General features: G+C 52.0%; 20 protein-coding genes and 3 pseudogenes. 22 read left to right on the top strand and 1 reads right to left on the bottom strand.

All coding sequences use genetic code 11. The features are described 5' to 3' along the window. The 15 genes and pseudogenes from EFBL_RS09330 to EFBL_RS09260 form a co-directional block, all read left to right on the top strand. Nucleotides 1-110 (top strand): annotated as a pseudogene (locus tag EFBL_RS09330) (electron transfer flavoprotein subunit alpha/FixB family protein); the annotation flags it as partial. Nucleotides 111-285: 175 nt separating this feature from the next. After that, the gene (locus EFBL_RS09325; RefSeq protein ID WP_096181867.1) at nt 286-1,173 is read left to right on the top strand and encodes a 3-hydroxyacyl-CoA dehydrogenase; all 888 of its coding nucleotides are present in this window, start codon (nt 286-288) and stop codon (nt 1,171-1,173) included. A gap of 33 nt (nt 1,174-1,206) precedes the next feature. Next, entirely contained in the window at nt 1,207-2,379 is a 1,173-nt protein-coding gene (locus EFBL_RS09320; protein ID WP_096181866.1) for an acyl-CoA dehydrogenase family protein, read from the top strand. Between the two features lie 3 nt (nt 2,380-2,382). Further along, complete coding sequence (locus EFBL_RS09315; RefSeq protein WP_096181865.1) at nt 2,383-3,966, top strand: long-chain-fatty-acid--CoA ligase; 1,584 nt, start codon at nt 2,383-2,385, stop codon at nt 3,964-3,966. 16 nt (nt 3,967-3,982) lie between these two features. Then, nucleotides 3,983-5,122, top strand: a complete 1,140-nt coding sequence (locus EFBL_RS09310) for an acyl-CoA dehydrogenase family protein (protein WP_096181864.1) — start codon at nt 3,983-3,985, stop codon at nt 5,120-5,122. A gap of 32 nt (nt 5,123-5,154) precedes the next feature. Next, the gene (locus EFBL_RS09305; protein ID WP_096181863.1) at nt 5,155-6,087 is read left to right on the top strand and encodes a 3-hydroxyacyl-CoA dehydrogenase family protein; all 933 of its coding nucleotides are present in this window, start codon (nt 5,155-5,157) and stop codon (nt 6,085-6,087) included. Then, entirely contained in the window at nt 6,088-7,305 is a 1,218-nt protein-coding gene (locus EFBL_RS09300) for a thiolase family protein (RefSeq protein WP_096181862.1), read from the top strand. Then, complete coding sequence (locus EFBL_RS09295; RefSeq protein ID WP_096181861.1) at nt 7,287-7,949, top strand: CoA transferase subunit A; 663 nt, start codon at nt 7,287-7,289, stop codon at nt 7,947-7,949. The genes EFBL_RS09300 and EFBL_RS09295 overlap by 19 nt, the downstream gene beginning before the upstream one ends. Next, entirely contained in the window at nt 7,946-8,626 is a 681-nt protein-coding gene (locus EFBL_RS09290; protein WP_096181860.1) for a 3-oxoacid CoA-transferase subunit B, read from the top strand. Before EFBL_RS09295 ends, EFBL_RS09290 begins: the two co-directional genes overlap by 4 nt. A gap of 45 nt (nt 8,627-8,671) precedes the next feature. Beyond that, on the top strand, nt 8,672-9,934 hold the full coding sequence (locus EFBL_RS09285) for an ABC transporter substrate-binding protein (RefSeq protein WP_096181859.1): 1,263 nt from the start codon (nt 8,672-8,674) through the stop codon (nt 9,932-9,934). A gap of 20 nt (nt 9,935-9,954) precedes the next feature. Then, nucleotides 9,955-10,836 carry a branched-chain amino acid ABC transporter permease gene (locus EFBL_RS09280; RefSeq protein ID WP_096181858.1) on the top strand — a complete coding sequence of 294 codons (882 nt, stop codon included), beginning with the start codon at nt 9,955-9,957 and terminating at the stop codon, nt 10,834-10,836. Further along, nucleotides 10,836-11,825 carry a branched-chain amino acid ABC transporter permease gene (locus tag EFBL_RS09275; RefSeq protein ID WP_096181857.1) on the top strand — a complete coding sequence of 330 codons (990 nt, stop codon included), beginning with the start codon at nt 10,836-10,838 and terminating at the stop codon, nt 11,823-11,825. The genes EFBL_RS09280 and EFBL_RS09275 overlap by 1 nt, the downstream gene beginning before the upstream one ends. Then, entirely contained in the window at nt 11,800-12,528 is a 729-nt protein-coding gene (locus EFBL_RS09270; protein ID WP_096181856.1) for an ABC transporter ATP-binding protein, read from the top strand. Before EFBL_RS09275 ends, EFBL_RS09270 begins: the two co-directional genes overlap by 26 nt. Beyond that, on the top strand, nt 12,515-13,219 hold the full coding sequence (locus EFBL_RS09265; RefSeq protein ID WP_096181855.1) for an ABC transporter ATP-binding protein: 705 nt from the start codon (nt 12,515-12,517) through the stop codon (nt 13,217-13,219). The genes EFBL_RS09270 and EFBL_RS09265 overlap by 14 nt, the downstream gene beginning before the upstream one ends. 24 nt (nt 13,220-13,243) lie before the next feature. Continuing rightward, on the top strand, nt 13,244-14,440 hold the full coding sequence (locus EFBL_RS09260; protein ID WP_096181854.1) for a thiolase family protein: 1,197 nt from the start codon (nt 13,244-13,246) through the stop codon (nt 14,438-14,440). A gap of 100 nt (nt 14,441-14,540) precedes the next feature. Here the strand turns inward: EFBL_RS09260 and EFBL_RS09255 are convergent, their stop codons facing one another. Then, complete coding sequence (locus EFBL_RS09255) at nt 14,541-15,629, bottom strand: RNA-guided endonuclease TnpB family protein (protein WP_096181853.1); 1,089 nt, start codon at nt 15,627-15,629, stop codon at nt 14,541-14,543. 300 nt (nt 15,630-15,929) lie between these two features. Here EFBL_RS09255 and EFBL_RS09250 point away from each other — a divergent pair, with 300 nt between their 5' ends. From EFBL_RS09250 to EFBL_RS09215, 7 genes and pseudogenes are all read left to right on the top strand, one after another. Beyond that, a complete protein-coding gene (locus EFBL_RS09250; RefSeq protein WP_096181852.1) occupies nt 15,930-17,684 on the top strand; it encodes a sigma-54 interaction domain-containing protein in 1,755 nt (584 codons plus the stop codon). 2 nt (nt 17,685-17,686) lie between these two features. After that, nucleotides 17,687-18,463: an enoyl-CoA hydratase/isomerase family protein gene (locus tag EFBL_RS09245; protein ID WP_096181851.1), complete on the top strand. Its 777-nt coding sequence runs from the start codon at nt 17,687-17,689 to the stop codon at nt 18,461-18,463. Between the two features lie 14 nt (nt 18,464-18,477). Then, nucleotides 18,478-18,888 carry a PaaI family thioesterase gene (locus EFBL_RS09240; protein ID WP_096181850.1) on the top strand — a complete coding sequence of 137 codons (411 nt, stop codon included), beginning with the start codon at nt 18,478-18,480 and terminating at the stop codon, nt 18,886-18,888. Nucleotides 18,889-19,152: 264 nt separating this feature from the next. Then, a pseudogene (locus tag EFBL_RS09235) lies at nt 19,153-19,832 on the top strand (spore germination protein); the annotation flags it as partial. A gap of 5 nt (nt 19,833-19,837) precedes the next feature. Further along, a pseudogene (locus tag EFBL_RS09230) lies at nt 19,838-20,939 on the top strand (GerAB/ArcD/ProY family transporter). Further along, entirely contained in the window at nt 20,926-22,164 is a 1,239-nt protein-coding gene (locus EFBL_RS09220; protein ID WP_096181847.1) for a Ger(x)C family spore germination protein, read from the top strand. Before EFBL_RS09230 ends, EFBL_RS09220 begins: the two are co-directional and overlap by 14 nt. A gap of 123 nt (nt 22,165-22,287) precedes the next feature. Beyond that, complete coding sequence (locus EFBL_RS09215; RefSeq protein ID WP_096181846.1) at nt 22,288-23,310, top strand: aromatic acid exporter family protein; 1,023 nt, start codon at nt 22,288-22,290, stop codon at nt 23,308-23,310. Nucleotides 23,311-23,423: the final 113 nt, after the last annotated feature.

Below are 23,423 nucleotides of genomic sequence, written 5' to 3'. Positions count from 1 at the left end.
AAGATCCGGAAGCCCCGATCTTCAAGGTTGCGGACTACGGCATCGTGGGCGATCTGTTCGAAGTGGTGCCCGTGTTGACGGAAGAACTGAAGAAAGTCATAAATGAATAAGTCATTGTTGCATTGTTTAATTCATAATAGACTTACAAAAGCTTGGCGATTCGGAAAATGGCCAAGCTTTTTTTATTTATGACTTAGTATTTGGACTATTTTATATATTTGGCATGGAACTTGCATTGTGAAAACATAACAGCACAATAAGTGACTCATAAAGAGGGGGATGAATTTGGAGGTCCAAACTATTGCGGTTGTAGGTTCTGGCGTCATGGGGCAAGGAATCGCTTATGCGGCGGCGGTTGGAGGATTTCAAGTCGCCTTGCACGATGTGAAACAGGAGGCTTTGGAGCGTGCCCGACAAGCTATAGAACGCGATCTGCAAGAAGGTGTCAAACGGGGAAAGCTTTCGCAAGCGGATGCGGAAGCAGCTCTCGGGAGAATTCGTTTATCCGACACATTGGCCGAGGCGGCACGGGACGCGGACTTGGTAATTGAAGCTGTGCTCGAACTGATGGATTTGAAAGTGGAGATTTTTCGCCAGTTGGATAAGATCTGCAAGCCTCACGCCATTCTTGCCACCAATACGTCGACCATGAGTCCGACGGAAATTGCAGCAGGTACAGGTCGACCCGATCGCTGTGTGGCTATGCACTTTTTCAACCCGGTTCCCAAGATGAAGCTCGTTGAAATCATACGGGGCATGGACACATCGGATCAGACGGTTCGGATCGTGCGGGCCGCAGCCGGGCAAATGGGCAAGGAAACTGTGGAAGTAAATGAATTTCCAGGTTTTGTTCCGGGCCGGATCAGTGCTCTTGTCGGAAACGAAGCGATGTATATGTTGATGGAAGGTGTGGCAAGTGCCGAGGATATCGACAAGGCCATCAGGCTTGGACTTGGATATCCAATGGGGCCGCTGGAGCTGGCGGATCTGGTGGGATTGGATTCCCGGCTGCGAAATCTGGAGTACTTGCACAAGACACTGGGGGAAAAATACCGTCCGTGTCCGCTGTTGATCAAATATGTCAAAGCGGGACGTCTCGGAAAGAAAAGCGGTCGGGGCATCTTTGAATACGGGGAAGACGGAAAAAGGATTTCGCCTACTGATCGAAACTGATCATTTTAGGATGGGAGAGAAAGGAGCGCCATTATGGACTTTACACTGCCGGAGGAGATTGAATCGTTTCGGCTGATCGTCAGAGAATTCATAGAAAATGAAGTGGAACCGGTCGCCCATTTGATTGAGGAACAGAATGAAATACCGCCAGGGATTGTGCAGAAGGCAAAAGATATGGGGTTGTTTGGTCTGAGCATCCCGGAGGAGTACGGCGGGCTAGGTCTGAACATGGTGGGAAAGTGCGCCATTTTTGAAGAATTGGGGAAAACCCACAACGGTTTCACAACCTTTATCGGAACCCATAACGGAATCGGCACTGTCGGCATTGTGGAATTGGGCAACGAAGAACAGAAGCAGCGCTACCTTCCCAACATGGCAACCGGCAAATGGATGGGAGCCTTTGCCCTGACGGAACCAAGCGCAGGCTCGAATGCAGCCAACCTCAAAACCACAGCGGTCCGCAAGGGAGACCGGTATATATTGAACGGATCGAAGCACTACATTACCAATGCACAAGACGCCCATGTATTCACGGTCATGGCGGTGACTGACCCGAGCAAAGGTCCGAAAGGCATTACCTCCTTTATCGTGGAGAAAGATTTTCCCGGGTTTGTGATCGGAAAAACGGAGAAAAAGATGGGGCTCCGAGGCTCCCACTCCAATGAACTGTTCTTCGAGGATCTGGAAGTTCCCGTGGAAAACCGCTTGGGAGCCGAAGGCGAGGGATACGTCAACGCTTTGAAGATTCTTGCCAACGGGCGTGCAGGACTGGCAGCACGAAACCTGGGTTCCTGCCAGTATCTGCTTGACAAATCGGTTCAATACGCGCTGGAACGGGAACAATTCGGCAAGCCGATTATTGAACAACAGGCTGTGCTTCACATGTTGGCCGACATGGCGATGGAGATCGAAGTTCTTCGTTCGATGACCTACCGGGTAGCCTGGATGACGGACCAGAATCTGAACGTAATCAAAGAAGCCGCCATGGTGAAACTGTACGGTTCTGAAGCATACAACCGGATAGCGGACAAAGCGGTGCAGGTGCACGGCGGAATCGGGTACATTGCGGAATACCCGATTGAACGGTTTTATCGCGATGCAAGAATCACCAGGATCTATGAAGGAACGTCGGAGATCCAGCGCAATATTATCGGGGCGCAACTGATCAAGGAGTACAGGAAAAAACATCGGCCGGCGGGGGTGTAGCGGATGATCGAGATTCCGGTTCACCCGGTTTTTCAGTTGTTAACCAATACAGCCGCCAAATACCCGGAACAGACGGCAGTCCGATACAATGACGAAGCGTATACGTACCGGCAGCTGAAAGAGAATGTCGATTCCCTGGCGGCCGCCCTGGCCAACCTCGGGCTGCAGAAAGGGGACCGTGCCGCGGTGATGTTCCCCAACTGCCCGCAATACATGATTGCCTATTATGCCGTGCTGCAGGCGGGGGGAATTGTGGTTCAGGTCAATCCCCACTATACGGAACACGAGTTGAAACATATTCTTCAGGACTCGGGCGCCAAATGGGTTTTGACATCAGATGAACAGACCGGCAAGCTGCTTGCTGTCCGGTCGCAAACGGCAATTGAGAGAATCATTCTGTTCGGCCCCTGCCCGGATTCTCCGGATCATACGCTTTTGCACGCCGAGAAACTGATCGCTTCCTGTCCGCCATGTCCCCCGCAACCGGAAATAGATGCTAAGGAAGATGTGGCGGTTCTTCAGTACACGGGTGGAACGACTGGTCGGTCAAAAGGAGTCATGCTGACCCACTACAACCTGGTCGCCAATGCCTATCAGAGCTATTGGGCCAGCTCTCAGGTATTACAAATTCCCGGGGAAGTGACTTTGGGGATTTCCCCGTTGTATCACGTATACGGCATGACCAGTTGCATGAACGTATCGGTGTTGATTGGCGGGACGGTCATCCTGCTGTCCGGATTTGACAGGGATGAAGTGATCGAAATCATTGCCAAATACCGGCCGACTTTGTTTCCCGGCGTTCCCACGATGTACATTGCGCTGCTGAACCATCCGAAGAGTGGGGAAACGGACTTGACATGTCTTAAGGTATGCAATTGCGGCTCGGCTCCGATGCCGGTCGAAGTGATTCATCAGTTTGAGGCAAAAACAGGAGCCCGGATCGTGGAAGGGTACGGGTTGTCCGAAGCGTCGCCGGTCACTCATCGCAATCCGGTTCAGGGGATACGAAAAGCAGGCAGCATCGGGATCCCCCTGGTTCATACCGAGGCACGGATTGTTGACCTGGAAACCGGAGGCCGGACTTTGTCAACCGGGGAAGCAGGGGAACTGGTTGTCAAAGGACCGCAAGTGATGAAAGGGTATTGGAACAATCCTGAGGAAACACGAGCCGCATTGCGGGAAGGATGGTTATATACCGGTGACATTGCCATGATGGATGAGGACGGATACTACTACATCGTCGGCCGCAAGAAAGAGTTGATTATTACCGGCGGGTTGAATGTTTATCCGAAGGAAGTGGAAGAAGTGTTGTACCAGCACCCGGCTGTGCAAGAGGCAGCGGTGGTGGGGATTCCGGATTCGTATAGAGGGGAAGCGGTCAAAGCCTATGTGGTTCCAAAACAGGGGCAATCCGTTACGGAAGAGGAACTGATTGATTTTTGCCGGAGCCAATTGTCTCCCTACAAAGCACCCCGCAGCGTTGAACTGAGAAGTTCGCTTCCCAAAACCACAGTCGGAAAAATTCTGAAGCGCACTTTGGTGGAAGAAGAGCGAATGAATATGAAAGATTCGTCCAACGCCCAATAAGGAAGGAGAATGAGATATGCAGTTTTCCGAAGAACTGCGGCAAATTGCCCAAACGGTGCAAGAATTTGTCGACAATGAAGTGGAACCGCTCGCCAACCAGATTGAAGAAGAGGATCATGTTCCGGAACATCTGCTGGACAAAGCGAAGCAGCTGGGGCTTTACGGCATGGGAATTCCCGAGGAATACGGAGGACTGGGTCTCGGGGTGGTTGGCAAATGCCTGGTACTGGAAAAAATGGGCCGGACCCACAACGGATTTGTGTCCATTATCAGCGCCCACACGGGAATCGGCAGCACCGGCATCGTCCGTCTTGGCAGCGAACATCTGAAGCAGAAGTACCTGCCGGATTTGGCCGCGGGCAAGTTGTTGGCCGCTTTTGCCCTGTCGGAGCCGGAAGCCGGGTCAGACGCAACAAACATCAAAACCCGTGCGGAGAAAAAGGGAGACCGTTGGGTGATCAACGGAATGAAACATTTTATCACAAACGGTCCCTACGCGGATCTGTTTACCGTGATCGCAGTCACCGACCCATCCAAAGGAGTCAAGGGCGGGTTTACCGCATTGGCGGTCGAGAAGAATTTCCCCGGTTTCAAAGTGGGGGCGGTGGACAAGAAAATGGGACTTCGCGGTTCCCATACCGCTCAATTGTTCTTCGAGGATTGTGAAGTGCCGGAAGAAAACGTTCTCGGAGAAGTCGGCATGGGGTATGCCTCGGCTCTCAAGATTTTGACGGAAGGCCGCTGCACACTCGCTGCCCGGGCATACGGTTCCTGTCAGAAACTGATTGAACTTTGCACGGATTATATGAAGCAAAGGGTGCAATTCGGCAAACCGATTGCCGAGAACCAGGGGCTGCAGTGGATGCTGGCCGATATGGCAACCGAGACCGAGGTAGGCCGGGCGTTCAATTATCAGGTGGCCCAAAGGTTGGAAAACGGCGAAAAAGCAATCAAGGAAGCGGCCATGACGAAGCTGTTCTCAACCGAAACATTCAATAAGGTGGCCGACAGGGCGCTGCAGATCTTTGGGGGAGTCGGGTATATGAAGGAATATGAGGTTGAACGGTTCTATCGTGACGCCCGTATCACCAAAATTTACGAGGGCACCAATGAGATCCAACGCAACATTGTGGCGGCACAGCTGCTGGGAAAATAAACATTGTCACACTCGTGAAATGGGGGAGAACCATGGGCATCGAAGAGATTCGCAAGATTCTGGTGGTCGGGTCGGGAGCCATGGGTTCCCAGATCGCCATGGTATGCGCGTTGGCAGGTTATGAGGTAGCGCTGCAGGACATTTCTCAAGAAAGCTTGCAGAAGGCGGAAGAATCATTGAAAGGACATATGCGGCGGCGAGTCGACAAAGGACGGTTGACGCAGGCGCAGGTTGAGGAAGCATTTGCCCGGCTTACGTTCTCCGAGAATCTGGAACAGGCTGCTCGGGATGCAGACTTCGTGATCGAAGCGATTATTGAAAAACTGGAAGTCAAACGGCAATTGTTTGCCGAATTGGATCGGCTGACTCCCGCTCACGCAATCCTCGCGACCAACAGTTCGACCATCGTCAGCTCGAAGGTGGCCGATGCGACAAAACGGCCGGAGAAAGTCTGCAATATGCACTTCTTCAACCCGGCGCTGGTGATGGAGCTGGTGGAGGTTGTACGAAATCCGCACACCTCACAGGAAACGGTTGATATTACGGTGGAATTGACCCGCAAGATTGGCAAGATTCCAATCGTGCTTCACAAGGAGATATCCGGATTCGTCGCCAACCGGATTCTGGGTGCGATGATGGATGAAGCGGTTTCCCTGTACGAACAGGGGATCGCATCGTTTGAAGATATTGACCTGGCATGCCTGAAGGCATTGAACCATCCGATCGGTCCCTTTGCCCTGATGGATTTGACAGGGATTGACGTGAACTACTACGTGCGGATGCAGCGGATGGAAGAAACCGGAGATCCGCAGGCCGGACCGAAAAAATCGGTGATCGAGAAATTTAAAAAAGGGGAGTGGGGCCGGAAAACCGGCAAAGGCTGGTACGACTACACAGAGCAAGCAAAGAGCACAAGTCGCTCCGAAGCAACGGAAGCACCAGATCGCACAAAGGGGGACCGATAAATGAAAGAGGTTGTGATTGTCAGTGCGGCTCGAACGGCCATCGGCAAGTATGGAGGGACCTTGACGTCCGTCAATCCGGAAGATCTTGCGGATGTGGTCATCCGGGGGGCAATGGAACGGGCCGGGATTTCAAAAGAATCGGTAGAAACCGTTGTCTTGGGCCATGTCCGCTCCACCAGCCGTGCGAACAACATCGCCAGGGTGGCCGCACTGAAGGCGGGAATTCCGGTTTCCACACCCGCCTATACGGTCAATATGCTGTGCGGGTCCGGCATGCAAGCGATCAGTCTCGGGATGAAAGAGATTGTGATGGGAGCAGCCGATATTGTTGTGGCAGGCGGCACGGAAAATATGAGTCAATCCATCTTCTATCTCCGAAACATCCGCAATTCCGATCTTCCCCCCGAATTGGTGGACGCCAATCTGGAGGGAGGCCCCGGTTCGCAACCGATGGACATCTACGGCAAAGATCTGGGAATGGGCCAGACTGCCGAAAACGTGGCGGACAAATACGGAATCAGCCGGGAGGATCAGGATCGTTTTGCCTATGAGAGCCAAATGAAAGCGGCGAAGGCATTGGCGAACGGCGTATTTCAGGATGAAATCGTGCCGGTCGAAGTGAAACAAAAGAAACAATCCATCACCTTCCAGGTTGACGAGTTTCCCAGACCGGATACAACGATGGAGAAACTGGCCAACCTGCGACCGGCATTCAGGCCGAACGGTACCGTTACTGCCGGTAATTCCTGCGGACGAAACGATGGGGCGGCAGCGGTAGTGCTGATGTCAGCCGACAAAGCCCGAGGGTTGGGGCTTGTCCCGCTGGCGAGAATCGTTACTTTTGCGGCTGCCGGCGTGGAGCCTGAGTATATGGGTATTGGGCCGGTTCCGGCGACCTTGAAGGCGCTGAAGCAATCGGGACTGTCCTTGGACGATATCGATCTGGTGGAGTTGAATGAAGCGTTTGCTTCCCAATCGGTAGCTTGTATCCGTGAACTCGGGCTGGATCCGGCGAAAGTAAATGTAAACGGGGGAGCGATCGCTCTGGGACACCCGCTGGGATGTACGGGAACCCGCCTGGTCGTTTCGTTGGCGTATGAAATGAAACGCCGCGGCAGTCGATACGGGTTGGCTACGCAGTGTGTCGGCGGCGGACAGGGTGTCGCGATGATCATTGAGAATCTTACGGGGGGGTCCCAATGCCTGCAAGATTCATGACAGCAAGGGAAGCAGTTGCGCTTATACAAAACGGCTCCACGATCATGGTCGGTGGATTCGGATTGTCGGGCCAGCCCTTGACTTTGGTTGAGGCTTTGCTTGAGACCGATGTCCGGGATTTGACCGTTATCAGCAACAATGTCGGACAGCCGGGGCAAGGACTTGGCAAACTGCTGCTGGCCGGCCGCCTGAAAAAAGCGATCGGCACCTACTTTACAAGCAATCCGGATGTCTCCCGCCACAAGCGGGAAGGAAAGCTGGAGGTGGAATTGCTTCCGCAGGGCACGTTCAGTGAAGCCATTCGGCTGGGAGGAAGCGGAATTGCAGCCTTCTATACGCCGACAGCCGCAGGCACCCTGCTGGCGGAAGGCAAAGAAACCAAGGTGTTTGATGGACGGGAATATGTATTGGAAAGGAGTTTACGGGCGGATGTGGCATTGATCAAAGCGTACAAGGCCGACCGTTACGGAAATCTGATTTACTACAAGACAGCCCGCAACTTCAATCCCGTAATGGCAATGGCAGCGGATCTCACGATTGCGGAAGTGGACGAGGTTGTGGAGATCGGGGAGCTGGATCCGGAAGCGATTGTCACGCCTCATCTGTTTGTTGACGTTGTGGTGTGCAAGGGGGGAATGGCATGACCGATTACCGGAACTATATTGCATGGCGGGCGGCACAGGAACTGGAGAACGGAGATATTGTGAACCTGGGGATTGGGATTCCCGTTCTGGTGGCGGATTATATCCCTTCCGACCGGCAGGTGTTTTTACAATCCGAGAACGGCATCCTTGGCGTAGGTCCCACGCCTCCTCCTGAACGGAGCGATCCGGATCTGATCAACGCCAGCAAACTGCCCATCACGGAACTGCCGGGAGCTTCCTATTTCGATTCCGCACTGTCGTTTGCCATGATGCGCGGCGGTCATGTGGACAAGACCGTTATTGGTGCCCTGCAGGTCAGTGAAAGGGGGGACATTGCCAACTGGGCGGTTCCCGGAAAAGATGTGCTGGGAGTAGGGGGTGCCATGGATCTGATTGTGGGTGCACGGACGGTGATCGTCGCGACGACCCATCTCACCCCCGATGGCAAGCCGAAGCTGCTTCCATCCTGCACGTACCCGCTGACAGCCAAAGAAGAAGTCGACATCCTGGTAACAGAATTTGCCGTGTTTCGTTTTGTCGATTCGAAAATGGTGTTGGAAGAAATGGTGGATGAGTTGACGCTTGATCAGTTAAGGGAAATGACGCCGGCACATTTCAGTGTGTCCGACAGCTTTCGGATTGCAAAAAGACCGAAAAATCCGCGAATAGGTGCATAACCTCCCATACAACCAAAAAAATCAAAAGAAAGACGAGGGGTCAACATGAAAAAGAGAAATCGATGGATGATGGGTGTACTGTCCACAACTCTGGCGACAAGCCTGCTGGCAGGGTGTTCAACCGGAACATCTTCGTCGACCGAGTCTTTAAAAGTTGGGGTTGCGTTCCCCGTTTCGGGCAGCCTGGCAAAAATTGGCCAAGCCTGCACCAATGGTGTAGAAATCGCAAAAGATGTGATCAATGACCAGCCCAATACCAAAAAAATCGAATTGGTGAAAGCGGACGTTCCGGATGCAACGGCTGCTGTCAACGAAGTGAACCGCCTGATTTCACAGGAAAAAGTGAAGACGATTGTCGGCTTTTACGCGAGTCCGCTGGCCATGGCTGCATCGGAAGTCACCGAAAGGAACAAGGTCGTTTATTGGGAAGTGGCCGCTACCGACCCGCGTATTACCACACGGGGATACAAATACGTGTTTCGACCAAATCCGAGTGCGGCCTCGTATGGTCCGACGACAATCGAATATCTGGCGAAAGAAGTGGCTCCGAAGCTGGGGCTGCAGCCGTCGCAAATGAAGGTTGCGATTGTGCATGAGGATGGAGACTTTGGTACAGGGGTTACTAAGGCTACCAAGGAAGCGGCGGAGAAAGCGGGCATTCCGATTGTCGGAGAAATCAAGTACAACGCCAAGCAGACCAACGATATGACATCCATTATCCTGAAGCTGAAAGAACTGAACCCGGATGTATTGGATGTCGTTCAATACGATACCGATGCCCAATTGTTCTGGAAACAGGCAAAGCAGCTGGGGTTAAACGTGAAAGCGGTCATCGGCAACGGTGCGGGACAAAGCTCGGACAACTTCGGACATACCTTTGGAAAAGATGCGGACGGGGTATTGGACACTTCAAGCGCCATGCTGATCAACAAGCAGGCCCTCACTCCGGAAGCTCAAAAACTTGAGACGGAGTTCTTCAAGCGTTACAAGGAAAAATTCGGAAAAGAACCTGACTTGATCGGTAAACTGGCGTTTTCTTCGGCTTATGTCCTGTTTAACGACGTATTGCAAAAAACGGGAACCACGGATCCGGAAAAGGTGCGGAAACAGGCATTGTCCCTTGATCTTCCGGTAGGTGCGACCCCTGTCGGCTGGGGCATCAAATTCGGGGAAGACGGCCAGAACACCCGCGCCCAAATGGCAGTCATGCAATGGCAAAACGGCAAGCTCAATGTGATTTATCCTGAGAACTTTGCGGTGGCCAAACCGATCATGATCCCGCTTCCCGCATGGGGCGAACGGAAATAACACGAAATGGTGGTGAAGCAATGGACATTTTTTTGCAGCTGCTGGCCTCCGGGCTTTTGTTGGGCGGAATTTACGTGCTTGTCAGCGTCGGATTGACACTGGTGTTTGGTGTTATGAAAATTGTCAATTTCGCACACGGTGACTTTCTGATGCTGGGGATGTTTGGTGCCTTTTTCCTGTTCCAACTGCTTGGGGTGCATCCTTACGTGTCCATGTTCATCATGGCCCTTCTGCTCTTCGCGTTGGGGATCGTCTTTTACAAACTGATTGTTGGCAGAACCATCGGGCGCCCGCATGTGGTGCAGATCTTCGCCTTCATCGGATTGTCGGTGGCGCTGCAGAATCTGGCTCTCGTGCTGTTCTCGGCCGATTTTCGCGGGATTAACATGCCGCTGTCGTCTGCCGTTATCAGCCTGGGACCCATTCATATCGGAGTGCCACTCCTGGTGGCGTTTCTAATCGCAGCGGTGATAACAGTCCTGTTGTTCCTGTTCCTGCATTATACCTATGTGGGGAAAGCGATTCGGGCTGCGTCACAAGACAGATTTTCCGCAACATTAATGGGAGTCTCCAATTCCAAAATCTACATGCTTACTTTTGCTATCGGCATCGGATTGCTGGGGGTGGCAGGCTCCCTGCTGATTCCCATCTACTCTGTTTATCCGACGGTGGGAGAGCAGTTTGCGCTCATCGCATTTGTCGTTGTCGTACTGGGGGGGCTGGGCAGTCTGCCCGGAGCCGTCATAGGCGGGTTGCTGATTGGTGTGATCGAAACACTCAGCAGTTACTTTATAGCGCCTTCCATGAAACAACTTGTATATTTCACCGTTTTCATTTTGATTTTGATTTTGCGTCCCAACGGGTTGTTGGGCAGACCGGGTGATGCGGAGGAGGCTGTGTGATGAAACGAACCACTGTGTATCAATTGCTGGGGTTGCTGGTCGCTTTGGCCCTTCCGCTCGTTCTCGGAGAGCAGGATTTCCTGTTGGACACTCTCATTATGATGGTATTGTGGGCCTTTATTGCCTGTTCCTGGAACATTGTCGGAGGATACGGCGGTATGTTGTCGCTGGGACACGCAGCTTTCTTCGGAATCGGCGCCTATACTTCAACCATCCTGTTTGTTCACTATGGAATTTCCCCTTGGGTTGGCATGCTGTTGGGTGCCGTCCTGGCAGGATTGTTCGGGTTGTTTATCGGTGCGGTAACATTGCGTCTCCATGGACCTTTTTTTACCCTTTGCACGATTGCGGTAATGGAGGTATTGATGATTATCGCCATCAACTGGAAATCTCTGACGCAAGGTTCAAGCGGAATTCCGGTTCCCTATCGTCCGGGTGTCCTTAACATGATGTTTGACAGCAAGGCTGCGTATTTTTACCTGGCGCTGGCGCTGCTTGCCCTTTCATACGGGTTCACACGATGGATGAACCGCTCCCATTTCGGCTATTACCTGATTGGGGTCCGGGAAAACGAGCAGGCAGCCCAAGCGTTGGGCATATCCAGCATCCGGGTCCGGCTGATTGCCATGGTCATCAGCAGTGCTTTGACAGCCATGGGGGGAACCTTTTACGCCCAGTATATCGGCATCATTGAGCCCATGCATGAATTCTCCTTTGCCCTTTCGGCCCAGATCGCCCTGATGGCCATTATCGGCGGAATCGGTACAGCAGGGGGACCGATTTTTGGCGCTGTTCTGATAACCTTGCTGGGAACCGTGCTGCGCTCCCTGCTTGGAGGTGCGCAGGGGGGCTTGCAAGCAGTTGTTTACGGTGTGCTGCTGGTGTTGGTCGTGCTGTTTATCCCCCAGGGTGTAGTACCGTGGTTTAGACAGTTGCTTGCAAAACGGAAGGGAGGAACCGTACGTGTTGACCGTGCAGAACCTGTCTAAAAGATTTGGCGGTTTGCTGGCCGTGGACGACATCAGCTTTGAAATCCAAAAGGGAGAGATCTTTGGCATCATTGGTCCTAATGGGGCGGGCAAAACCACCTTGTTTAACCTGATCACCGGGAACATTCCATCCGATAAGGGACAGGTGCGCTTTCAGGACCATGTGATCACCGGCAAAAAGCCCCACCAGATCGCTTCACTCGGGATCGGGCGGACGTTTCAAATGGTAAAGCCGTTTGGCGGATTAACCGTTGAACAGAACGTAATGATGGGGGCTCTTCCCAGACACAAATTGTTTGCTGACGCTCAAAAGGCGGCAAACGAAGTGATTGACAGGCTCGGGCTGAAACCCTATGCGCGTGAAGAAGCCCGGGCGCTGCCGGTCGGTCTCAAGAAGAAGCTGGAGCTGGCACGGGCGTTGGCTACCCAACCTTCCCTGCTGTTCCTGGATGAAGTCATGGGCGGGCTGAATCCGACGGAAGTACAGGAAATGATGGCATTAATACGAAGCCTGAACAGGGATCAGGGAATCACAATCTGCATGATTGAACACGTGATGGCTGCGGTAGTGGCCCTTTGCGAACGAATCGTGGTGCTGCAGCAGGGGCGGAAGCTGGCGGAGGGAACCGCTTCGGAGGTTACCGGCAATCCGGAAGTCATCAAGGCGTATCTGGGGGGAGATGTTGCGCATGCTGGAGCTTAAAAATATCAACGCCTACTATGGCGATGTGCAGGTATTGCGAGACATTTCCCTGACGGTAGGCAAAGGGGAGATTGTCACGATTGTCGGAGCCAACGCAGCGGGCAAGTCTACCATCCTCAAGACGATTTCGGGGGTGGTTCCGAAAGCGGAAGGCAGCATCCGTTTCCAAGGGCAGGAGTTGACCGTAACCCCTCCTCACCTTCGGGTGGAAAAAGGACTGATCCACGTTCCGGAAGGCAGACGGTTGTTCCCCAACATGAGTGTACTGGAGAATTTGGAGATGGGGGCCTTCACCAAACGGGCCCGCGCTCACCGTGGGCAAACCCTGGTTACCATCTTTGAAATGTTGCCCCGTCTCAAGGAACGTGAGAAGCAGTTGGCAGGCAGTTTGAGCGGCGGAGAGCAGCAAATGTGTGCCATCGCGCGGGGACTGATGGCAAAGCCGGATCTTCTGATGCTGGATGAACCGACCCTCGGCCTGGCCCCGATTCTGGTACAGTGGGTGTTTGAGTTCATCCGCCAGATCCGGGATACCGGGGTGACGATCCTGCTTGTGGAACAAAATGCGAACAAGGCCTTGGAGATCGCTGACTGCGGGTATGTGTTGGAAAACGGGCGGATCGTCATGGAAGGGACAGGTAAGGAACTGTTGAGCGATCAAGGATTGCGGAAAGCCTACCTGGGCATGTAAACGGAAAAGTCGGGAGGAGACAAGATGACTGAGGTTGTCATTGTGGAGGCTGTCCGGACAGCCATTGGAAAGATGGGGGGCGCCCTGAAGGATGTGGAGGTCGACTTTCTGGCGGCCAAAGTGATCGGGGAGGTCCTGCGCCGAAGCGGGATAGACGGAAATGATGTGGATGAAGTGATCATGGGGCAGGCCAAACAGAGCACGGATGCGCCCAACATGGCCCGGGTGGCGCTGCTGAGGGCAGGGCTTCCGGTAGAGGTTCCCGGATATACCGTTCACAGGCAGTGCGGTTCCGGATTGCAGGCAATCAATAATGCAGCCCAGCAGATCCAGTGCGGGCTGGCGAATATCGTTGTGGCGGGCGGGGCGGAAAGTATGAGCACCGCACCCTATTATATTCGAGGGGTTCGTTACGGCCTTGAGGCGGGCAACGGTCAGCTGCTGGACCCCAATACGGAAAGTCAGCCCCGGTCCCAGCCCCCTGAAGTGTACGGCAGAGAGTTGACGATGGGGATGACGGCCGAAAATCTTGCGGAACAATACGGGATCAGCCGGGAGGAACAGGATGAATTCGCCTTTCTCAGCCAGAGCCGGGCGGCTTACGCAATCTCTTCCGGCAAGTTTAAGGAGGAGATCGTTCCTTACGAGATCCGGGGAAAAAAAGAAACGATCCGGTTTGAAGTGGATGAACATCCCCGCTTGACCCCGGTGGAAAAGCTGCTGACCCTGCCCGCCGTTTTCAAAAAGGGCGGCACCGTGACGGCAGGCAATTCAAGCGGCCGCAATGACGGCGCTTCGGCTGTACTGGTCATGTCAGAAGCGGAAGCCCAAAAACGGGGATTGAGACCGAAAGCACGCATCCTGGCCCAGGCGGTGTCCGGAGTATCCCCGGAAATCATGGGAATCGGCCCCGTTCCATCCACTCATAAAGCGTTACAAATGGCAGGCCTTGCATTGGAAGACATCGACCTGATCGAGCTCAATGAGGCGTTTGCCGCACAGTCCCTGGCTGTCATCAAAGAGTTGGGAGTGGGGCTTGAAAAGGTAAACGTAAACGGAGGAGCCATCGCTTTGGGGCATCCCTTGGGAGCCACGGGTGCCATCTTGATGACCAAACTGTTGAGCGAGATGGAGCGCAGGGGATCCCGTTACGGATTGGTGACGCTGTGTATCGGAGGCGGACAGGGAATCACCACGATCGTTGAAAATTTGCGGAGTTGACGCTCACACGGAGCAATCCCCGTGGATTCCTGTTTCATCGACCTCGCAACCTACTATCTCCACAGGCGTTCGGTTTCCCTCCGTCCGAGGGTACCGTTTGTTATGCGAATCCAAGGATTTCTAATCCTCGTCGTTCAATATTTAGGGAAGCATTATAGTCCCTGTCAATCGTAGTGTTGCATGATTCGCAAACGTAGGTTCGCAAGTGTAAAGGCATGAGTTTTCGACCTCCGCAAGCGGAACACTCTTGGGTCGATGGGTAAAAGCGTTCCACTTGAACCAGCGTCCTGTTCGCCCAACTGGCTTTGTATGCAATCATGTTTTTGAGCATGTCCCACCCTGCGTCCGCAATCGACTTCGCTAACTTGCGATTCTTGACCAGACCTTTTACATGCAGGTCTTCCATACAGATGATGTCGTGGTTTTTGACAATCTTCGTACTGACCTGATGGAGAAAGTCCTGGCGTGAATTGCGGATTTTGTAATGGACGTTTTGGACTTTCCGAAGCTGTTTGTGCCAATTCTTCGAGAACTTCTGTTTCTTGGCCAACTTGCGTTGTTCTTTTGCCAATTTTTCTTGGTACTGTCGATAGTATTTTGGGTTGGCAATTGATGTTCCATCGGAAAGAAAAACAAATTCCTTCAAACCCACATCAATTCCTACAGGATTTTCATAGGTTGGCGTGGGTTCCACGATTTCTTGCTCTGTAAGGACAGATACAAACCAGCGACCACAGTTTTGAGTGATCGTGATGGATTTCACTTTTCCCTCCATCTGTCTTGATTTGCGGTATCGCACTTCGCCGATTTTCGGAATGAAGATGACTTTTTCTGCGATGCGAAATTTCTGAGGGCAAGTGAAGGAATCGTGCCGATTCTTCTTTTTGAAGGCAGGGAACTCGGCTGCCCCTTTAAAGAAGTTTTTGAATGCGCGGTCCAAGTGGCGAAGGGTGGTTTGCAGACTTTGAGAGAAAGCATCTCTCAAGAAGGGAAACTGCTGTTTTAGATTTGGCAAATCGGTAGCCATCGCATGGTAGAACACAAATGTTTTGTCCTGTTCGTACTGCTCCATGTTCTTTTTTAGATAGTGGTTGTAAACGAAGCGTTGGCAACCGCATGCTTGCTTGAGCAAACGAATTTGTTCCTTTGTTGGCTCTAGCTTGAAACGGTATGCTTTATGAATTTTCATTTGTGTTCACCACCCTTCGCGAACTGGTGTTCTTATATTCATTATACCAAATTTATTGGAAAATCAAGAGGATTTTTGCGCTTTCTTACCCAAAGCCAATTCATCCTGACGGCAAGCCGACAGGTTTTCTTGGCTCACATCTATAACCGGGAGAAGACTTTGCGATGCTTCGACACCGGTTGAAGTGACAGTACGCCTGTCCCTTCTTGCTTTGGCCTTCTTGTATTTAACGGAAGGAGTCTCGACGGTTTACAGAGAAGTCATAAGAATCAGCGACTTCTTGCGACGGGGGAATGGGTGATGGCAAAAGTGAAAGAAACCGCAGCAAGCCCGAAAATTGACATTGGTGTTGCCTTCCTTGACCGTGAAGGGTTCGTTGTGTACGCGAACGATACGATTCTCCGCTGGTTGGGGAAGCCCAACAATCAAGTGGTAAAGGCCAAGTTTGACATTTTGATCTCAAAACGGCAGTTGTCTGAAATACTGACTTCCGGCAGACCGATGGATTGGCGTGTGCCGCTTGGGGATTTGGATCTTTATGTGAATGCGTTTCCTTGTGCAAAAGACCCGGGAGAAGCAGTTGTTTGCCTTGTTGTCTACAACACTGTCCCGCTTAAAATCATGCAGGAGCGGCTGCAGGATATGAAAGCGGCCGCAGACGAACTGAATGCGATTTTCCAAAATTCCTACGATGCCATCTATATAGTTGACGCCAATGGCATCACCCTGAAGACAAACGACGCGATCGAACGGCTGACAGGGATTCCCAAAGAATATTATGTCGGCAAGGATCTTCGCTATCTGGAGAAGCGGGGCATTGTGCAAAAATCCGTGTCATTTGAAGTTATGAAGCAGAAAAAGCCGGTAACAGTCATCCAGGAAAACGCTCTCGGCAAAGTGCTCCTGATAACGGGGAGCCCGGTGTTCAACGAGCAGGGAGAAGTCATCCGGGTCGTGACCAATCTGCGGGATATATCGGAATTGAACCGGTTGCGGGAGGAATTGCTGCAGCTGCGCAAATTCCATACGGGAGACGAACCGTTTATCGTGGCGAGTAAGCCGATGGAGCGAGTGGTGGAACTGGCCCGCCGGGTGGCCAATACCGATACGACCGTCTTGCTGTTGGGAGAGTCGGGTGTCGGCAAAGAAGTGGTGGCCCGCATGATTCATCGCAACAGCCGCCGCTATGAAAAAGGTGCTTTCATCAAAGTCAACTGCGGGGCCATCCCTCAGGAACTGCTGGAATCGGAACTGTTCGGGTATGAATCGGGAGCCTTCACGGGTGCGAAAAAGGACGGCAAACCGGGCATGTTTGAACTGGCCAACGAGGGAACCCTGTTTCTTGACGAAATCGGGGAACTTCCGCTGCATCTTCAAGTGAAGCTGCTGCGCGTGTTGCAGGAACAGGAATTTCATCGGGTGGGCGGAGTCAAACCGGTCCGGGTAAATGTCAGAATCATAGCGGCCACCAATCGCGATCTGAAGAAAATGGTCGACGAAGGCACATTCCGTGAAGACTTGTATTACCGGCTTTATGTGGTGCCGATCGAGATTCCGCCCCTTCGAAAAAGAAAAGAAGAAATCCGTCCCCTGATCCGGTTTTATGTCGACAAATTCAACCGCAAATATCAGACGGCCAAAACTCTGACGGATGAGACGCTGGAGGCTCTGGAGCGTTATGAATGGCCCGGCAATATCCGGGAACTGGCAAACCTGATTGAACGGCTGCTGGTGATTACACCTGAACATGTGATTCAGCCGGAACATTTGCCCCATTTGACCGGGGTAACCATTCCCGGCAGCAAAGGGAAGCAGAAGAATGACTTTGTTCAGAATCTGCTGCCACCGGCATTGAGTGAAGACGAATGGATCGGCCGGGCGGAATCGGAAGGGCTGCAGGCTGCCATCGAAGAAATGGAACGAAGCCTGCTGGAAGCTGCCTTCCATAAATACGGAAGTTCGTACGAAGTTGCAAAAGCGCTAAAAATTAGCCAATCAACCGCCATCCGGAAAGCTTACAAATATGGAATCCGAAACAAAACGGAAGGGGAGTAATCATGGAGTTTCAAAATATCTTGGCCAACGTCGAACAAGGTCTTGGCATCATTACCATTAACCGGCCGGCTGTGCGAAACGCGCTCAATATGGAAACAGTTAGCGAGATGCGGACAGTATTGCAGGCTTGGAAAACCGACCCGGAAGTGCAAGTGGTCGTATTTACCGGTTCGGGGGAGAAATCCTTTGCTGCAGGTGCGGATATTTCCCAATTGCGGGAGCGCACCCTGTTTGATGCTCTGGAGTCCCAGATGCAATCGTTTTATCGGGAACTGGAGCTCTATGAAAAGCCGACCATTGCCGCCATCAACGGCTTTGCATTGGGTGGGGGGTGTGAACTGGCCCTGGCCTGCGATATTCGAATCGCCAGCACTCATGCGAAAATGGGATTGCCTGAGCTGAATCTGGGGATTATCCCGGGCGCCGGCGGAACCCAGCGCCTGGCAAGACTTGTCGGCAGGGGGAAAGCGGTGGAAATGATCCTGACCGGCTCGTTTGTGGATGCGGAAGAAGCCAGAACCATCGGACTCGTCACACAAGTCGCCCCTCCCGATCAACTGATGGCGGCAGTGCGGAAAACGGCGGACGCCATACTCGGCAAAGGGCCGTTGGCCGTTCGTCTGGCGAAACTCGCAATTCAAACCGGACTCGAGACGGACCTTCATACCGGTTTGGTCATTGAGAAACTGGCACAGGCTATTTTGTTTACAAGCGAAGACAAGCGGGAAGGAACCACAGCTTTTTTGGAAAAGAGAAAGCCGAATTTCCAAGGCAAATAACGGGGAGGTAGCAGATGTCAGATCCGAAACTGTTGCAAGAATTAAGGGAGTACTTTTCGGAAGTGCCTTTTTGGCGGCATGTCGGGATTGTGATCGAAGAAGTGGAAGAAGGCCGTTCGGTTCTTTCGCTGAAGGTCGAGCAGTACCATTTGAACGGCAACATGACGGTTCACGGGGGTGTGTACGCCACATTGCTGGACAACGCCATGGGGTTGGCCTCAAGGGCTGCCGCCGGACGGTTTCAGGCGACAACTCACATGAACGTTCATTTCCTGGCGGCGGTTGATCAGGGAACCATCTACGCCCGTGGAAGAATCGTTCACCGAACCAAACGAACCGTCACAACGGAAGCGATTGTAGAAACGGAAGACGGAACTCTGCTCGCCATGGCGACCGGGACGTTCCGGGTTTTTCAGGAAGAGTGATCGCGCATGAAGGATACGGCGGCGGCATCATACTGAAACAAGTCAGCTGTTGGATGCTGGCTTTTTTTTCTGCTTGTTTGACTCCTTTCCTTGCCGGTTGTTCTGTTGTCTCAACCAGGGAGGGTCCGCCAATTGGTGCAGGGTATGCACCAGCCACGTGAAAAAGAGGGGAACTGCCAGACTGACACCGGTCCATACGAGAACGCCGACAGACGGGAGATGGTCTGCAATGAATCTCCACACAATCGGTACCTCCCTCTTCCGGAATTGATTACCGAGGTGAAAGATCGTATTTCCGCAATTGATATTGATAATGTAGCGGGCAGTGGAGTCATAGAAGAGCTCATTGAAGACAATTTCCTGTCTCCCTTTCCACAGGGACATCTTACGGAACGTCCGGACCGGGTAGTGGCCAGCCTGCTGGAAGGCAGAGTTGCCGTCCTGCTGGATGCTCACCTTATGTATTGCTTGTGCCGTTCACTTTTTCCGATCTCATGAAAGCGCCTGACGATTATTACGAAAGGTGGACCATTGGAACCTTGATTCGTTTTTTGCGTTATCTTACCGCGTTCATTTCGGTCTTTCTTCCTGCATTGTATATTGCTCTTACGTCGTTTCACCCGGGGATGATTCCCAGCAAATTGGCCTTGTCCATTGCCGCCAACCGTGAAGGTGTGCCATTTCCGGCAGCCATCACCTTTCGCATCCTGCGTTTCGGATTCATGTTTGTGGCAGCCTTCTTTGGACTCTATGGAATCATCATGGCTTACATCTTCCTCAATATCCACATGTGCAGGTTAAAGAGTTTCGGAGTCGTATACACCACACCTTTTGGTCCCTACAAGCTGCGGGATTGGAAGGATCTGGTCGTTCGCCTGCCGATTTCGGTCCTTCGCAAACGGCCTGCAACCATTCCTACAGACGATACCGACCGGATGGGATAAGGGGGATGAGGATGCAGAACAGGGAAACAATCAGCTCGTTGCAACTCCTGGTGATACTTGTCTCCAATGTGCTTGGACTCGGAATTCTGACATTGCCAAGAGAAGTTACGGATGCATGCGGGACGCCGGATGCATGGATGTCTTTGCTGTTGGTCGGGGTTGTCGTATGCATACCGGTAGCCATTCTTGGAAAATTGAGTTCCGTATTTCCACAAACCCATTTTTTGGATGACTGTCAACTTCTTGTGGGACAATTCGGCAAGTGGGTCATTGGTTGGTATCTCATCCTCTATTATCTAATGATCATTTCTATGGAACTGCGCGGGTTGGGGATGTTGGTCGGGCAATACCTGTTGGACAGAACCCCGATTGAAATCGTGATTCTGATCCCCTTGTTTGCCTCGGTTTACGTGGTTACGGGAGGATTTGGTCCAATTGTAAGGATTAACCAGATGTTTTTTCCTGTCGTGGTCGGTATGTTTATCTTGAGCCTGTTGATGGCTTTCCAAAATGTGGAGATCAAGAACTTGCAACCCATGTTCTCAAAAGGGTTCCAGCCGGTGCTCAAGGGAGTTCCCGCAGCGGCCTTCTCGCTGTTGGGAGTAGAAATCATTTGGTATTTCTCCAATTCTTTGAAAAAAAAACAATGCGCTTGTGGTGGGACTTGCCGCTGTATTGTCCATTACCTTTATCTATGCCATGCTGGTTTTCCTGGCAATCGGCGTATTCCACACCGAGACTCTCAAGACCCTTGTCTGGCCAACTCTGGAGATGATCAAGGCGGTTGAACTTCCCGGAGGCTTTCTTGAGCGTATCGAATCGTTGTTTTTGACCGTTTGGACCATGACCATCTTCTCAACGATCGCCATAAGCCATTTTCTGGTGGGGCAAGCATTGGGGCAGCTGTTTAACCGGGACAGCAAAAGATTCGTCTATGCAGCAGTTCCTGTTGTATATATTGGAGCCATGACGCCGCAAAATGTGGTCGAGTTGTTTCAGTTTGGAAAGATTGTGTCAATTGCCGGAATTCTGTTCATGGCCGGAATTTCCCCGATCCTGTTGCTGATCGCACGAATCAGGAGGCTTGGCAACTATGGGGAAAAATAAGATTTTGCTCCTTCTGACAGCTGTTCTAGGACTCACTTTCCCGGTAGGCTGCTGGGACCGTGTTGAGATCGAAGAACGCGGTTTTGTGATGGCGATTGGACTGGATATGGCTGAGGAAGCAAATGACGGACAGCCGGAGGAAAAATCAGACCAGAAGAAGCTTCCGCAACTGGAAGCAACGTATCAAGTTGCCATCCCTGCCAATCTGCAAACCGGCGGCGGCTCCGGTGGAACGGGAGGAGGCGAAGGAAGTGGTGGAAAATCGGAAGGAAAGGCTTTCATGAACCTGACGATAAAGGGAGATGCGCTGTTTAAGACCGTCAGGTTAGCTGGAACCCGCAGCAGTCGTACGTTGTATTTCGAACATAACAAACTGGTGGTTATTGGGGAGGAACTGGCCAAAACCGGCTATCTGCCGAATGTGATCGATATGCTGTTGAGGGATCATGAGATGCGTCGGCGCATGAAAGTCGTGGTTGTGCAGGGAAAAGCGAAAGAAGCTTTAAATGCAAGGCCTGTCCAGGAAAAACTGAACAGTGAATATCTGGACTCACTGACGGAGAATTTCCAAAGAACGCCACGGATGCCCAAAGAGATGACAATTGGCGATCTCTCGGAAAATCTGAACGGGAAGTCGAGCTTTGTCCTGCAGCGGGCTATCCCCTACAAGGATGAGGTCAAGATCGTTGGAGCTGCCGTCATGCATGGCCATGACAATAAATTGGTCGGATGGCTGACAGGAGAAGAAACGGAAGGTCTTTCCTGGGTAACCGGCAAGATGAAAGGGGGCATTACTGTCGCTGAACTGCCGTCCGGCGAACGGGTTGTATATGAAATCCGGAGGGTGAAAACTAAAGTGATACCTGTGGTCAAAGGAGGAAAGTACCATTTTACTATTCGGATCGACGCGGAGGGTTCAATAGGTGAGAGTTGGGCGCAGCGGGACCTAATGGATGCACAATTCGTCAAAGAGGTGGAACAGGCAACCCGGGAGCAGATCCAGCGACTGACTTCAAAAACGTTTGACAAATTGCAGAAAGAACTGAAGGCGGATGTAATCGGGCTTGGAGAAGAGTTGTCCCGCAAACAACCAAAACTGTGGGAGCAGATCAAAAACGATTGGGACCACGGGAAATATTACTTTGGTAACGCGGAGATCCACGTTGAGGCAAATGTGCAAGTACGTTTCCGGGGAGTGATCTCAAAAGTTGAGAAGAGCGGCTAGGCCAAGGGGGGACATACCCGTGGACAAGCGATTGTATGGACAGCATCTGTCATATTTTCCCGGGAAATGTCGAAGGGCAAGGATTCTTTTGAATTGTGTCGAACTACTGTTTAGGTGAATGGCATGACACATTTGGTAAAATTATTCTTGGGCGCTCGTGTGGTCAAAACCTCAATCGCGGCAGGACTTGCCCTCTATTTGGCCTCCTTCTTGCACTATCCCGGGTACACCTATGCCGCGTTGATTGCCGTATTGGCTACGCAGAAATCGCTGACCCGATCCTTCGGATTGGCCAAATACCAGGTTTTTTCCTCATTTATCGGCACTTTGGGCGGTAACCTGGCGGCTTATTATTTCGGCACCCACCCTTTTATTGGCGCGGTGCTGGTTTATGCTTTGTTTATCATTCATTTGCGGCTGGGTTGGCGGGATACCATTCTTATTTCAATTGTCACGGCCTTAAACTCTTTCTCCACTTTCGAAGGAGAGTTGGTGGTGCATGCCAGCAAACAGATGTCCATTGTCCTGATCGGAATCGGATGTTCCATCATCGTCAATTTGATGGCGGTTCCCCGTTATGAGCACAAACTTGAGGAACTGCTCAACCGGTCTGAGGGCATGCTGCGGGGATTGTTTTACATGATTCTGAACGATCTGGATCGATTTGACCAGAGGATGTCCAAACAGGACTTTGCCCGGCAGGTGAAAGAGGTTCGCACTTATATTCAAGAGGCGCGTCATTATGCGGAACTGATGTTTGAGGATCAAAGGTTTTATCCAATCAAAGGACGGGAAACCCAACAAGCGATCCGAACCCTCCGGCAGATGGAACTGTTAAGCAATCATCTCCTCCGATTGAACGAAACGCTGGAAAAGGTGGAAATTTGGGTGGAACCAATCCCCTGGGTTAGCCGTTTGCTGAATGTTGTGCTGCTTGCACAGGCAAGGGTGTTTCATGGCAGGCCAGCCCATTTTTCGCTGATTGACCGGGCGATTGGAAATTTGGATCAATTGTTCGAGCGGATGGACCTGCCGAAAAATCGTTTGGAATTCACGACCAGGGCGTCCTTGCTCCATTTCTACATGAATCTAAAATCCTATTATGAGGACTTGAAAGGGATTTGCGGGCTGTCCCCAAAGCCATGAGACAGCCCGTTTAGGGTATGATTTCGAAAATAACGGTGGTTTCGCCGCTAAACTTGTCGAATCTCCGAATAACGTTGATAATCACCACTATTTCGATAACTCCCCCCCTAGAT

The organism is Effusibacillus lacus (assembly GCF_002335525.1).
Classification (GTDB): Bacteria; Bacillota; Bacilli; order Tumebacillales; family Effusibacillaceae; genus Effusibacillus; species Effusibacillus lacus.
The sequence above is the reverse complement of the archived record's forward strand: the minus strand, read 5'-3'. Positions and strand labels throughout refer to the sequence as shown.

Coding starts and splice junctions, on each gene's coding strand:
- EFBL_RS09320 (WP_096181866.1), top strand. CDS start 1,207: ATGGACTTTACACTGCCGGAGGAGATTGAATCGTTTCGGCTGATCGTC.
- EFBL_RS09315 (WP_096181865.1), top strand. CDS start 2,383: ATGATCGAGATTCCGGTTCACCCGGTTTTTCAGTTGTTAACCAATACA.
- EFBL_RS09310 (WP_096181864.1), top strand. CDS start 3,983: ATGCAGTTTTCCGAAGAACTGCGGCAAATTGCCCAAACGGTGCAAGAA.
- EFBL_RS09305 (WP_096181863.1), top strand. CDS start 5,155: ATGGGCATCGAAGAGATTCGCAAGATTCTGGTGGTCGGGTCGGGAGCC.
- EFBL_RS09300 (WP_096181862.1), top strand. CDS start 6,088: ATGAAAGAGGTTGTGATTGTCAGTGCGGCTCGAACGGCCATCGGCAAG.
- EFBL_RS09295 (WP_096181861.1), top strand. CDS start 7,287: ATGCCTGCAAGATTCATGACAGCAAGGGAAGCAGTTGCGCTTATACAA.
- EFBL_RS09290 (WP_096181860.1), top strand. CDS start 7,946: ATGACCGATTACCGGAACTATATTGCATGGCGGGCGGCACAGGAACTG.
- EFBL_RS09285 (WP_096181859.1), top strand. CDS start 8,672: ATGAAAAAGAGAAATCGATGGATGATGGGTGTACTGTCCACAACTCTG.
- EFBL_RS09280 (WP_096181858.1), top strand. CDS start 9,955: ATGGACATTTTTTTGCAGCTGCTGGCCTCCGGGCTTTTGTTGGGCGGA.
- EFBL_RS09275 (WP_096181857.1), top strand. CDS start 10,836: ATGAAACGAACCACTGTGTATCAATTGCTGGGGTTGCTGGTCGCTTTG.
- EFBL_RS09265 (WP_096181855.1), top strand. CDS start 12,515: ATGCTGGAGCTTAAAAATATCAACGCCTACTATGGCGATGTGCAGGTA.
- EFBL_RS09260 (WP_096181854.1), top strand. CDS start 13,244: ATGACTGAGGTTGTCATTGTGGAGGCTGTCCGGACAGCCATTGGAAAG.
- EFBL_RS09255 (WP_096181853.1), bottom strand. CDS start 15,629: ATGAAAATTCATAAAGCATACCGTTTCAAGCTAGAGCCAACAAAGGAA.
- EFBL_RS09250 (WP_096181852.1), top strand. CDS start 15,930: ATGGCAAAAGTGAAAGAAACCGCAGCAAGCCCGAAAATTGACATTGGT.
- EFBL_RS09245 (WP_096181851.1), top strand. CDS start 17,687: ATGGAGTTTCAAAATATCTTGGCCAACGTCGAACAAGGTCTTGGCATC.
- EFBL_RS09240 (WP_096181850.1), top strand. CDS start 18,478: ATGTCAGATCCGAAACTGTTGCAAGAATTAAGGGAGTACTTTTCGGAA.
- EFBL_RS09220 (WP_096181847.1), top strand. CDS start 20,926: ATGGGGAAAAATAAGATTTTGCTCCTTCTGACAGCTGTTCTAGGACTC.
- EFBL_RS09215 (WP_096181846.1), top strand. CDS start 22,288: ATGACACATTTGGTAAAATTATTCTTGGGCGCTCGTGTGGTCAAAACC.